The organism is Methyloversatilis sp. (assembly GCF_051861465.1).
In the GTDB taxonomy this organism is placed as follows: domain Bacteria; phylum Pseudomonadota; class Gammaproteobacteria; order Burkholderiales; family Rhodocyclaceae; genus Methyloversatilis.
The window spans coordinates 243,785-256,855 of record NZ_JBHYCQ010000003.1; the positions used below are offsets into that span (position 1 = coordinate 243,785).

At 66.5% G+C, this 13,071-nt stretch carries 9 protein-coding genes; 3 read left to right on the forward strand and 6 right to left on the reverse strand.

Going from position 1 to position 13,071, the window contains the following annotated elements:
- Positions 1 to 10: 10 nt before the first annotated feature.
- Positions 11 to 1,843, forward strand: coding sequence for a PHA/PHB synthase family protein (locus ACTIFF_RS05840; RefSeq protein WP_439535984.1), 1,833 nt, complete (start codon positions 11 to 13; stop codon positions 1,841 to 1,843).
- Between the two features lie 40 nt (positions 1,844 to 1,883).
- Here ACTIFF_RS05840 and ACTIFF_RS05845 read toward each other — a convergent pair whose 3' ends face one another.
- The 6 genes from ACTIFF_RS05845 to ACTIFF_RS05870 all read right to left on the reverse strand — a co-directional run bounded on the left by ACTIFF_RS05845 (position 1,884) and on the right by ACTIFF_RS05870 (position 11,469).
- Positions 1,884 to 7,559, reverse strand: coding sequence for an Hpt domain-containing protein (locus ACTIFF_RS05845; RefSeq protein ID WP_439535985.1), 5,676 nt, complete (start codon positions 7,557 to 7,559; stop codon positions 1,884 to 1,886).
- Positions 7,556 to 9,649, reverse strand: a complete 2,094-nt coding sequence (locus ACTIFF_RS05850) for a methyl-accepting chemotaxis protein (protein WP_439535986.1) — start codon at positions 9,647 to 9,649, stop codon at positions 7,556 to 7,558. The genes ACTIFF_RS05845 and ACTIFF_RS05850 overlap by 4 nt, the downstream gene beginning before the upstream one ends.
- A 208-nt stretch (positions 9,650 to 9,857) precedes the next feature.
- Entirely contained in the window at positions 9,858 to 10,370 is a 513-nt protein-coding gene (locus tag ACTIFF_RS05855) for a chemotaxis protein CheW (protein ID WP_439535987.1), read from the reverse strand.
- Positions 10,363 to 10,746: a response regulator gene (locus ACTIFF_RS05860; protein ID WP_069038734.1), complete on the reverse strand. Its 384-nt coding sequence runs from the start codon at positions 10,744 to 10,746 to the stop codon at positions 10,363 to 10,365. Before ACTIFF_RS05860 ends, ACTIFF_RS05855 begins: the two co-directional genes overlap by 8 nt.
- Before the next feature lie 31 nt (positions 10,747 to 10,777).
- Positions 10,778 to 11,140, reverse strand: a complete 363-nt coding sequence (locus tag ACTIFF_RS05865; protein WP_019916126.1) for a response regulator — start codon at positions 11,138 to 11,140, stop codon at positions 10,778 to 10,780.
- Between the two features lie 140 nt (positions 11,141 to 11,280).
- Positions 11,281 to 11,469, reverse strand: coding sequence for a rubredoxin (locus ACTIFF_RS05870; protein WP_069038733.1), 189 nt, complete (start codon positions 11,467 to 11,469; stop codon positions 11,281 to 11,283).
- A gap of 115 nt (positions 11,470 to 11,584) precedes the next feature.
- On the opposite strand from ACTIFF_RS05870, the gene thiD reads away from it, so the two are divergent.
- Both thiD and thiE read left to right on the forward strand, forming a co-directional pair.
- The gene (gene thiD / locus ACTIFF_RS05875; RefSeq protein ID WP_439535988.1) at positions 11,585 to 12,436 is read left to right on the forward strand and encodes a bifunctional hydroxymethylpyrimidine kinase/phosphomethylpyrimidine kinase; all 852 of its coding nucleotides are present in this window, start codon (positions 11,585 to 11,587) and stop codon (positions 12,434 to 12,436) included.
- A gap of 24 nt (positions 12,437 to 12,460) precedes the next feature.
- On the forward strand, positions 12,461 to 13,063 hold the full coding sequence (thiE, locus tag ACTIFF_RS05880) for a thiamine phosphate synthase (protein WP_439535989.1): 603 nt from the start codon (positions 12,461 to 12,463) through the stop codon (positions 13,061 to 13,063).
- The last annotated feature ends 8 nt before the right edge of the window (positions 13,064 to 13,071 follow it).

A 13,071-nucleotide genomic window follows, 5' to 3' on the forward strand; every position in this document is an offset into this window, starting at 1 on the left:
AGCCAGAGCCATGAATAAACCAGCCACCAAAGACACCACACAGCCCGAGGCGTCGTCCCTGCCTGATCCGGCAGAAGTCGCCAAGACCTATGCCCAGGTTGCCGAACGTGCGTCCAAGCTGCTCGGTGACCACGTGCAACGACAGCTCAAGCGCGGGATCACGCCGCCAGCCGACGAACTGGGCATCGCCCAGGCCTTCATGGACATGACGTCGCATCTGCTGTCCAACCCGTACAAGCTGGCGCAGGCGCAGATGGGGCTGGTGTGGGACTACTACACGCTCTGGCAGCAATCGATGCTGAAATTCATGGGTGTCGATGCCGCCCCGGTGGTCACGCCGGTCAAGGGCGACAACCGCTTTCGCGGCGAGGAGTGGCAGAGCCACTTCCTGTTCGATTTCTTCAAGCAGAGCTACCTGATTTCGGCGCGCCACATCCATGACGTGGTGAGCAACGTCGAAGGCATGGACGAACACACGCTGCAGAAGGTCAATTTCTTCACCCGCCAGACCATCAACGCATTCAGTCCGAGCAATTTCGCGCTGACCAACCCCGAAGTGCTGCGCGAAACCGTGCGCAGCCACGGCCAGAACCTGCTGAAGGGCTTCAACAACCTGTTGCGCGACATCGAGGACGGTGACGGCCAGCTGCGTGTGCGCATGACCGACACCACGGCGTTCGAACTGGGCCGCAACGTGGCCACCACGCAGGGCAAGGTGGTGGGCGAGAACGCATTGATGCAGCTGCTGCAGTTCAATCCGACGACCGAACAGCAGTTCAAGCGCCCGCTGCTCATCGTGCCGCCCTGGATCAACAAGTACTACATCCTCGATCTGCGCGACTCGAACAGCTACATCAAGTGGGCGACCGACCAGGGCCACACCGTTTTCGTGATCTCCTGGGTCAATCCGGACGAAAAGCTGTCGCAGCTGACCTTCGAGGACTATGTGGAACAGGGCCCGCTGGCTGCACTCGACCTGATCACGAAGCAGACCGGCGAAACCGAAGTGAATGCTGCCGGCTACTGCCTCGGCGGCACGCTGCTGGCCACCACGCTGGCCTATCTGTCGGCGAAGAAGGACAAGCGGATCGCCAGCGCGACCTTCTTCACCACGCTGATCGACTTCTCCGAACCGGGCGAGCTGGGCGTGTTCATCGATGAGAAGGCGGTCGAAGGGCTGGAAAAGAAGATGTTCTCGCGCGGCTATCTCGAAGGGTCGGAAATGGCCGGCACCTTCAACATGCTGCGTTCGAACGACCTGATCTGGTCATTCGTCGTGAACAACTACCTGATGGGCCGCGAGCCCTTCCCGTTCGACCTGCTGTACTGGAATTCGGATTCGACCCGCATGCCGGCCTGCATGCACAGTTACTACCTGCGCCAGATGTACATCCACAACAAGCTGCGCGAGCCGGGTGGCATCACCGTGCTCGGTGAAGCGATCGACATCCGCAAGATCAAGCAGCCGGTGTATTTCATCTCCGCGATCGAAGACCACATCGCGCCGTGGAAGAGCACCTACACCGGCGCCACCCTGCTGTCCGGCCCGACCCGCTTCGTGCTTGGCGGCTCCGGTCACATCGCCGGCATCGTCAATCCGCCGGCCGCCAACAAGTACGGGTACTGGACCAATGCCTCGCCCAAGCTGGCAGCCGACGCCGACGCGTGGCTGGAGGGCTGCACGCAACACACCGGTTCATGGTGGACCGACTGGCAGCAGTGGGTGACCGCGCTCGACGCCGACATGGTGCCCGCGCGCGACCCGGCCAAGGGCAAGCTGAAGGTGATCGAAGATGCGCCGGGCCGTTACGCCAAGCTGCGTCTGGACACGGTGAAGGGTTGATGCGGGCGTGAAACCCGGGGGCGCAGGGCGTCCCCGGGTTTCATCTGCGGCCGCTGCCGCCGGTGAAGTCCGCCACCCGCCGCAGCAGGTGGGTTTCGTCGTAGGGCTTGCCGAGATATTCGTTCACGCCGATCTCGCGTGCATAGGCCTGATGCTTCTCGGCGATGCGCGAGGTGATCATCACGATGGGAATGTCGCGCGTGCGTTCGTCAGCGCGCACCTTCAACGTCAGCTCGAAGCCGTCCATGCGCGGCATTTCGATATCGACCAGCATGACCGCCGGCAGCTTGTCGGCCATCTTTTCCAGCGCATCGACACCATCCTTCGCCGTGATGACGCGGTAGCCCTCGCGCTCCAGCAGCCGGCTGCTCACCTTGCGCACGGTCAGCGAGTCGTCGACCACCATGATCAGCGGCGGCAGGGCTTCCGGCACTTCCGGCACGGCGCGCACGATGTCGGGTCGGTCGGCCATGCGACCGATGCGCGACGCCAGCGACACCGGGTTGATGATGAGCGTGACTTCGCCGTCCGCCAGCACGGTGGCGCCGGCGATGCCGGCCAGCCGCGACAGTTGCGGTCCGACCGGCTTCACCACCACTTCCTGGTTGCCGCGCAGCCCGTCTGCCTCCAGCGCCATCAGTTCGTTGCCGGCGCCGAGCAGCAGCAGCCAGGTGCCGGTGCCCGGCTGGGCATCGGCATTGCCGAGCAGGCGGGGCAGGTAATGATAGGTGTAGTGGTGGTCCATCCAGTCCTGGCCACCGGCCAGACGGAGCGCAACCGCTTCGTCGTCGCTCAGCTCGCGTGCGTGCTTCACCATCGACGACGGAATGGCGTAGGTCTTGCCGCCGCTGCTCACCAGCAGTGATTGGGTCACCGCCAGCGTCATCGGCAGCGACAGCCTGAAACGCGTGCCGCGACCGGCGTCCGACGTGGTTTCGATACGGCCGCCGAGGGCGGTCGTGGCGCTCTTCACCACGTCCATGCCGACACCCCGGCCCGCCAGTTCCGACAGCTGTTCGGCGGTCGAGAAGCCCGGTTCGAAGATGAGACCGATCAGCCGGCGTTCGTCCGCCTCCTCGTCCGCCCCGAGCAGGCCGCGTTCGATGGCGCGCGCGCGGATGCGTTCGAACGCCAGACCGCCGCCGTCGTCGACCAGTTCGATGACGACCTCGTTGGTCTGCTGGGTCAGCGAAATGACGATTTCGCCGGTTTCCGACTTGCCTGCCGCTTCACGTGTCGCGCGTGGCTCGATGCCGTGGGCTACCGCGTTGCGCAACAGGTGCTCGATGGGACCGGTCATCTTTTCCAGCACTTCGCGGTCGAGTTCGATGCGTGTGTTGGTCAGTTCAAGATTGACCTTCTTGCCGGTTTCCTTGGCCGACTGGCGAGCCACCCGGTACAGCCGGTCTTCCAGTGTCGAGAACGGCACCATGCGCACCGACATCAGTGCCTGCGACAGGTCGCGGTTCAGCCGCGCCTGCGACTGGATGGCGGTGTCGGCCGCATCGAGGTTGCGCACCAGGTTGTACTGCACCGTGGTCACGTCGGACAGGCTTTCGGCCATCATGCGCGACAGTTCCTGGAAGCGCGTGAAGCGATCCATTTCGAGCGGGTCGAACTGTTCGTGCTGTGCTTCGGCCGCCGCCATGCGCGACTGCATCTGGCTTTCGGCCTGTATTTCGATCTCGCGCAGCTGGCTGCGCAGACGCTGTACGTTCTCGGTCAGGTCATTCAGCGAACCACGCAGCGAGCGCAGCTCGCCCTCGATCCGGGTGCGCGCGATGCTCATTTCACCCGCTTCGTTCACGAAGCGGTCGACCATGTCGGAGCGCACGCGCACCGACGGACGCTCGCGCGCCGCGCCGGCATCGCCCTCGGCTGCAGGCGTCGGGGCCGCCGCGTCCTCGGTCGCCACGGTCTCCGGAGTCAGCGCTTCTCCGCGTTCCAGCTTCGCCACCAGTTCTTCGCAGCGGTCATAGCCGAGGTCGAGCTCGTCGAGCAGCAGCGCACGATCGTCCGGCGCAGAAGGCTGTTCGATCAGCGTTTCCATGCTGTGCACCAGATCGCCGAAGCGCATCACGCCGGCCATCCGGGCACTGCCCTTGAGCGTATGCAGCTGCCGGCGCAATGCGTCCGATGCACTCAGCGCACCGGTGTCGTCGCGCCAGCTGCGCAGTTCGCTGCCGATTTCCCGCAGCAGGTCATGGGCCTCCTCGATGAAGATCGGCAGCAGCTGATGATCGATCTCATCCGGTACCACGGAGGCCTGCCCACTCTCGACTGGCGCAGCGGCGCGGGCGATCGGCAGGCGTGCCATTTCGAACGGCTGCGCATCATTGCCGGCTGCTCCGGCAAGAACGTATTCATCCGGCAGCGTGACCTTTTCGAATGCAGTCACCGGCGGCAGTTCGTCTGCGATGACGTCCGGTTCGGGTTCGACCGGGGCCGTCACGTCGTGTGCGATGTCGATCGCGTCGGGTTGCAGCGGTTCGGGCGCTTCCGCCAGCACTTCGGTGACATTGCCAACCGGGGTGATGTCCATGTCCGGCAGTTCGAGCACCTGCACCTCGATGGTCTCCGGGACCACGGGGGCGACGCCGAACAGCGCATCCAGCCGGGCGATCAGTTCCGGCGCAGGGGTCGCGATCGCACCGCCGCCGATGGCGGCGATCTGCGCTTCCAGCGTGCTGGCGGCGCTGTTGAGCAGCGCAGACTGGTCGGCTTGCGGTGCCTCGCCGCGCGCTTCGCAACGCAGCAGCGCATGTTCGAGCGCGCGCGCCAGCGCGCTGATGTCGTCCTGATTCACGGTGAGCGAAATGCCGCCCAGCGTATGCGCGGCGAGCAGGCTGTCCTGGCTCGGGCGCAGCGACGGATTGATGTGCAGTCGCGTCAGTTCGCGCCGCAGCGTGGCGACGTGGCCACGCGCCTCGGCGAGAAAAAGGTCGAACAGCGTGCGGTCGGCGCCGGCATCGAGTGCGCGCTCTTCGGCGTCGATGTCGGACGTGATGTCTATCGTGCTTTCCGGCAGCGTCAGTTCGACGCCCGGTGCCTCAAGGTCGAAATCGAGTTCGAGGTCGACATCGCCGCCCGTGGCGTCAAGCGGAGCGTCCAGCGCGACGATGTTGGTCACCGAATCGAGGCCGGTGTCGGGCTCAAAGGCGCCGGCGGTCACCGGTTCGGCGGCCGGCATGTCCGCCTCCAGATCGAAATTGAGATCGATGTCCAGGTCGAGATCGCCGCCTGCGACGACAACGTCGGATACCGTGTCTGCAGCCGGTGTTGCGGGGGCCGGCGCGGCAGCGGGCTCGGCGTCGTGCGTCTGTATCGCGTCGCAGGCCGGCTGCAGCCAGTCGTGCTCCGGCGAACGGGTATCGCCCTGCGCCAGGCGGTCGACCCAGCCGGCGAACAGCATGCGCGCGCCGTCCAGCAGATCGAACAGTTCCGGTGTGCCGTCGCGCTCGCTGCCCAGCCAGCGGTTCATCACCTGCTCGACCGCAAACGCCGCTTCGCCCAGATCGCGCAGGCCGACCATGCGGCCGCTGCCCTTGAGCGTGTGGAAGCCGCGCCGCAGCGTGGTCAGCAGGTCCTGGCTGTGCGGCTGCAGCCGCGCGGCGTCGGTGCTCGACGCCATTGTCTCCAGCACTTCGCGCGCTTCCTCGATGAAGATTTCGAGCAGTTCGGCGTCGAAATCCTCCTGGCTGGCTTCGGCCAGACGCACCGTATCGGCCGACGGCGCGAGCGACTCGAGCGGCGTCTGGCCGATGCCCTGCACCGCGTCGGCAATGGCGGCATCGGGTACCGCTTCGCCCGCCTTGAGCGCGGCCAGTGCTTCGGTGGCCCGCTGCTCGAGCTTTTCGTCGGCGAGCAGCTTGGCGTCCTGCCGGATGGTTTCCAGCGCCTGGCGCAATTCATCGCGCGTACGCGCGTCGGCGCCGCCGTGCGACAGCCGGTCGAGCAGTTGCGCCGCCTGTTCGCGCCGCTGGGCCAGTTCGGATTCGACGCTGGCGCCGTTGCCCGAGTCGGCGGCATCCTGTGCCGCACTGCGCGGATTCAGGATGAGGTCGAGGTCGGCCGGACCGTACTGCAGCTTGTCGACGAAGAAGCCGAGACCGGACAGCTGGTGCGCCAGCGCTTCGAACTCGCCGTCGACGATTTCGTGCTCAGGCTTCGCCATGTCGGCGATCTGTGCCGCGGCGCGACGCACCAGCGACACGGCGGCGTCCTGACCCAGCATGTTCAGGGCGCCGTCGATCTGCTTCAGCGGGCCGGCCAGCGACGTCAGTTCGGCTGCGCGAGACGGGTCACGGAAATAGCCATCGAGTTGCTGTTCGACGTCGGCCAGGCTGGCCATGATTTCGCGCGCCACCTGACCCATGAACAGACGTTCCTGGGCGCGGCGCGACATTTCGTCGAACAGCGGGATCTGCATCGCCGGCAGGGTCTCGCCGCGGCGCGCCCGCGCGAGACGGTCAATCAGCGTGTCGACCTGGCTCGGCAGGTCCTCGCTCTGCGCGCGGCTGAACTGTTCGACCAGTGCGTCCATCACCAGCAGCGCGGTGGCGACTTCCATCGCCAGGTTTTCGGTGTGCTGCAGCGGATCGCGGCGCAGCCACTGCCCAAGGTCGAGCAGCGCGGCGGCCAGGCGCGCCAGATCCGGCTGGCCGACCCGGGCTGCCGCGGCGACCATGGCTTCGCATTGTTCATGGAACTGCGGCAGGCCGACCGCCGCACCCGACGAAAAACGGGTCCATGCGTCCTTGCCCTGCCCGAGTGATTCGCGCAGGGCGGCCAGCGCCGGGCGCAGCGATCCGAAGTCATCGTGGCCGGCGATGTCGCTTGGCGCCAGCAGGGCGTCGAGCTGGTAGGTGTCGCGTACCTGACGGATGTGCGGCGTCACCTGATCGGCGGTGGCAATGAAGTACAGCGAATCGCGCATCAGCCGTTCGGCCACGCCGCGCGAGCCTTCGAGCAGGCGGCGCATCTGCACGTCCATGCGCGCGCACAGCCGCTTGATGAAGAAATCGCCCCGGATGGCGCCCTGGGCCAGACCGTCGGTCAGCGCACCGCAGACCCACCAGAAGGCGCGGGTCGCGGGTGCCGACTGCATCTGTTCGATCGCACCGATGGCCTGACGCATCTGCGGCAGACCTTCGCGATCGTCGCGCAGAAAGCGCAGCAGACCACGTTCGAACTGGCTGCGCGCCGCACGCAGCGCACGCGCGCGGTCGAGTGGAGACAGTTGCGGTGCCGGCTGGGCCGGCGTCGGCGGCCGCAAGGTGAGGTCGGGGAAGAACAGTTCGGACGGCACCACCACCGTTTCGCCGCGCAACGCCATCAGGTCGCGATACAGCGGCATCAGCCGCATCGGCTGGTCGACGCCGCCGGCAACCAGTTCGTCGAGGTGACCGCGCACCGACGCAATGGCGCGCTGGGCCAGCGATGCAGCCCCCCGGCTGCTGGCCAGACGGCCGGCATGCCAGTCGGCGAACACCTGTTCGAGTGCGTCGCAGAAATGGGTCAGGCCATCGAGACCGACGATGGCCAGCGCGCCACGCGCCTGGTGCAGATGGGTCTGCGCGAACTTGAGCGGCTCGGCGCCTGCCTGATGATCTTCGTTGCCGAGTGCTTCGGACGCGCGGATGAGCGCCAGATCGATTTCGCCGCGGACCCAGATCAGCGGGCCCAGATCCTGATGGGTGGAGGGCGTCGTGTTCATACCTTGAAGCCCGCGACCGAGCCTTTGAGTTCAGCCGCCAGATCGGCCAGCTGTCCGATGGAAAGTGCGGTCTGCTTGGTGCCGACCGTGGTCTGTTCGGTGATGCGCAGGATGCCCTGCATGCCGTGCGCCACCCGGGTCGCCTGTTCTGCCTGCACCTGCGCCGACGACGAAATCGCTTCGATCAGTTCGGTCAGTTCGGTCGATACGGTAGAAATTTCGTCCAGCGCCTGACCGGCCGCATCGGACAGGCGGGCACCCTCGACCACCCCGCGGGTCGAGTTTTCCATCGCGGCGACGGCGTCCTGGGTGTCGGTCTGAATGGTGCGGACAATCGCCGCGATCTGCTTGGTCGCCTCGCCCGACCGTTCGGCCAGGCGCTGCACCTCTTCGGCCACCACGGTGAAACCGCGTCCGGCCTCGCCGGCGCCTGCGGCCTGGATGGCCGCGTTCAGCGCCAGCACGTTGGTCTGTTCGGTGATGTCGGAAATCAGTTCGACGATTTCGCTGATCTCCTGCGACGACTCGCCGAGGCGCTTGATGCGCTTCGACGTTTCCTGGATCTGGTCGCGGATGTCGTTCATCCCGCGGATCGAATTCGATACCGCGTTCGATCCGTTCTGTGCCGCAGCCAGCGACTGGCGCGCCACCTGTGCCGAGCGGGTTGCCTCTTCCGACACCGCATTCATCGACTTCGCCATGGCGAGCACCGACTGGCCGGACTCGGTCACCTCGCGCGACTGCCGCTCGGCGGCCGTGAGCAACTGGGTCGAAATGCGCTGTGCGGACTCCGACGCTTCGGCCACACGGCCGGCGGCGTCGTTGATCCGCTTCACCAGCACCGACAGCTCCTCGATGGTGTAGTTGACCGAGTCGGCGATGGCGCCGGTGATGTCCTCCGACACCGTCGCACGCACCGTCAGGTCGCCGTCGGCCAGATCGCCCATTTCATTCATCAGGCGCAGGATGGCCTGCTGCGTCGTGTCCTTCTCGCGCTTCGCCTCTTCGCGCGACCCTTCGACAAGAATGCGTTGCCGGTGCTGGTCCTCGTTGTAGGCACGCACCATCAGGAACACGCTGGCCAGCGCAAGCAGCACGCACAGCACCGCGCCAAGGATCCGCAACGCACGGGCATCGCGCTGCGTCGAGTAGATGGCAGCCAGCGCATCGGCCGGCGCCGTGAGCGCGGGCGCGCCGGCCATCAGCGCCAGACCCGCGGTCCTCGCGGCGACCAGGTCGGCCGGCTTGTCCAGCGCCGTCGCCAGCTCGGCGAGACGCTGCATCAGTCCGCTGCGCGCCTGTGCAAAGGCTTCGCGCGGCTCGCCCTCGGCGCCCTGTTCGAGCTGGGCTGCACTGTCGAGCAGCGCCGGCAGGGCGCGCAGAAGCGTGTCCAGGGTGTCGGCCGGCGCCGGCACGGCGGCGGTGAGTGCATGGATCGCGGCCCTTGCCTGACCGACACTGGCGGCAAACGACAGGCTGAGCCCGCCATCGCGTGCACCGCGCTGGGCGGCGATGCGGCCGAGCGCGGCCATCATCGGCGTTGCCGAGGCATCGAGTGCGCGGCCCGCTTCGCCCAGCGCAAGCAGGGTTTTCTGCTGACCGAGCAGCAGGGCGGCGTTGCGGTCCTGGCCGCTCCATGCGGCGTCCAGTTGCTGCAGCGCATCCTTCGCGGCGCCGCTGGCGGCTGGCAGCGACACACCATCCACTTCGCCGCCGCGATTCAAGGTGTCGAGCAGGGCCGTCACGGTGGTGCGACCGGCCGACAACTCACTCAGGGCGCCGGCCTGTCCCGCCATGGCCTGCGGCGCGGATTTCGTGATGCCCTGCAGCAGCGTGCGCAACTGACCGGCCGCATGGATGTGTGCGGCGTTCTGCCGTGTGCCGCGCCAGTCCTGCCACACCAGCAGGGCCGCCAGCGCGATGAACAGCAGGAAGATCACGGCAAGCGACCTCACCTGCTGACCGAGCGGCAGGTGGCCGATCAGCGGCAACCGGCCACGCAGGAACCCCGCGGCATCCGCCAGATTCAAGGGCGCACTTCCGCTGTCGGACGGCGCAGCGGATTTCAGTCCAGGAATGTTCAACGCCATCGGGACTTTCCTCGGGGACTACATTGCGTTGGGAAAAAGAACGAGAACCAGGACGACAACCAGAACCAGGCGGAAAACCGGAACGGGGCCGGAAAACGGAGCCGAGGCAAGGCCCGGCGTGCGCAACCGCGGGGGGTGCCAGGCACTTCGCCGGATGAGCGGCGACAGCCGGCGGCGGGATGACTCGCGAGCAGGGCCGGCATTCGGTTCAGGCCGCCACGTCGGCAAAGCCGGAGTCTGCGTACAGGCGCCGCGGATCCAGCCGCAGCCATACGCGGCCCTGGGTGTCGACCAGCCGGGCCGACACCCAGGGCCGGGCATCGGCCTGACCGATATCAGCGCTTTCGAAATCTTCGAGTGCGCGCAGGCCGAGCACGCGGGACACCAGCAGCGCGCTGTTGGTCCCGAATTTGGCGTGTGGCAGCAGCAGCCGCGTTTCGCCGGCTACGCCGGTCGATGCGCCGCCCTGGAATGCGGCGAAGTCATTCACCGCGTAGAGCAGGCCGCGCACATTGGCGATACCGCGCAGCCAGCTGCGGGTGAGCGGCACCGGCGTCAGCGCGGGCACCGGCAGGATCTCGCCGGATTCGGCCAGATCGACCAGCCACCATTCGTCGCCCGCCTGCACGCCGAGCAGCGCGCGCGCGCTGGTCTGTCCGGAAGTGTCGGACAGCTTGCGGGCCAGCTCTTCCTCGAATTCGCGCAGCGATGTCCTAGCCATCGTTGCCCGCCGCGCCCAGCTGCTGGATGCGGCCCAGCAGTTCTTCGAGATTGACCGGCTTGACCATGTAATCGAGCGCACCCTGCCGCATGCCCCAGATGCGGTCTGTCGGCAGATCCTTGCTGGTGCACATGATGACCGGGATGTCGCGCGTGCTGTCCTCGCGCGTGATGGTGCGCGTCGCCTGATAGCCGTTGACGCCGGGCATCACGACATCCATCAGGATGAGGTCGGGCTTCTCGGCCTTGGCTTTCTCGATGGCCTGCTCGCCGTTTTCGGCGATGATGACCTCGAAGCCCTTGCGGGTCAGGAAGTCGTTCAGTACATGGCGTTCGGTGGGCGAGTCGTCCACCACCATGATGCGCTTGATGGCCATTGTGGCTCCGCGTTCGGTGAGCGCCGGCGGGTCAGTCAGCGCCGTTGCGCGCGTGACGCGACACTGCCTGCAGCAGGCTGTCCTTGGTGAAGGGTTTGGTGAGGTATTCGTCCGAGCCGACCATCCGGCCGCGCGCGCGGTCGAACAGACCGTCGCGCGAAGAAAGCATCACGACAGGAGTAGCGGCAAACCTGGGGTTTTTCTTGATAAGTGCGCAGGTCTGATAACCGTCGAGACGCGGCATCATGATGTCGCAGAAGATCACCTGCGGATGATGGTCGCTGATCTTCGACAGCGCGTCGAAGCCGTCTTCCGCGAGAACGACTTGATATCCCGCCTGGACAAGAAAGATTTCGGCACTGCGTCGGATGGTGTTGCTGTCGTCAATCACCATCACCTTGACGCCGGCACTGCCACCCGATTCAGCCAAGATGCTCTCCCGTTCTTGTGCGCGACGATCGATGCCGCGATGTTGTGCCGTTCGCCGTCAGACAGCGACGCGGGTCGCACGCTGCGGAAACGGCCGTCGGCTGGTCAGATCTGGACCATTTCAAAGTCGTCCTTGCGTGCGCTGCACTCCGGACAGGTCCAGTTGGGCGGTACGTCCGCCCAGCGCGTGCCGGGCGCGATGCCCTCTTCCGGCAGACCGGCGGCTTCGTCGTAGATGAAGCCGCAAATGAGACACATGTAACTCTGGAATTCGGCCGTGACTGTGGAACTCATGGCAGTATGGTTTGTTAGAATCGAATCGATATTACCGTAATTAACCTTCTGTAACGACAATCCGGGCGCGCGCTTTATGGTCAATCGTGATGTGCGGGCGCATCCGCCTCTTGTCATGTGTTTTTCCGCCACCGACCCCACCGGTGGCGCCGGCATGCAGGCCGATCTGATGACGCTGTCGGCGCTCGGCTGCCATCCGCTCGGCGTGGTGACGGCCGTCACCGTGCAGGACACCACCGGCGTCGAGGAAATCGTGCCGATGGACGACGACCTGGTGGTCGACCAGGCGCGCGTGCTGCTGTCGGATGTTCCGGTGGCGGCCTTCAAGATCGGCGTCATGGGCAGCGTGGAGAACATCGCCGCCATCGCGGAAATCATTTCCGATTACCCGCATCTGCCGGTGGTGTTCGACCCGGTGCTGTCATCCGGCCGCGGCGATGAACTGGCCGACGAGGAAATGGTGATCGCGCTGCAGGAGCTGCTGCTGCCGCTGACCACGGTGCTGACGCCGAACAGCCTCGAAGCGCGCCGGCTGGCGCAGTTCGGCGACGATGAAGACGACGAGGACGGAGACGACGACCCGGACAGCCGACAGGACCCGCCCGCGCTCGACGAGTGCGCCCGGTTGCTGATCGCGGCCGGCTGCGGGCATGTGCTGCTGACCGGCACCCACGAATCGACGCTGCGCGTCAGCAACGTGCTGTACGGCCATGGCGGTGTGATCCGGCGCGACGAATGGGACCGTCTGCCGGGCAGTTATCACGGTTCCGGCTGTACGCTGGCGTCCGCGCTGGCGGCCTGGCTGGCGCAGGGTCTGGACGTCGGCGCAGCCGTGCAGGCGGCGCAGGAATATACGTGGCGTACGCTGGTCAACGGATTCCGGCCTGGCATGGGCCAGTATCTGCCCGACCGCTTTTTCTGGACGCGCAACAGCAATATGGACGCAGACGACGGCAGCGACGACTAGACGATGGCTGCCGACCGACGCCCCATGCGCGGCCTCTACGCCGTGACACCCGAAACCCTCACCGGCCCTGCGCTCTACCGCGCTGCCGAGGCCGCGTGTGCCGGCGGCGCCGTGCTGCTGCAGTACCGCAACAAGTCGTGCGACATCGCGTGCCGCCTGGCTGACGCGCGTGCGCTGCGCGCCATCACCACCGTCTGCGGGACGCGCTTCATCGTCAACGATGATGTCGAACTGGCGCACGAAGTCGGCGCCGACGGCGTGCACGTCGGCCGTGACGACGGCGATCCGGCGGCGGCCCGCCGGCGGCTGGGTCCGGCGGCGGTGATCGGCGTGTCCTGCTACAACGATGCCGGGCTGGCGCGCGAGGCCCGGCGTGCCGGCGCCGATTACGTGGCCTTCGGCGCGATGTTCGCGTCGGCGACCAAACCCGCCGCGCCGGTCGCCGACCCTGCGCGCTTCGCCGAGGTGGCCGATCTGGGCACTGCCCGCTGCGCCATCGGCGGCATCACGCTGGCGCGGGCACCGGCGTTGATCGAAGCCGGAGCCGATCTGCTCGCCGTGGTGTCCGACCTGTTCGACGCAACCGATATTTCAGCGCGGGCACGTGCCTATGCGCAGCTTTTCTGAAGGAATCG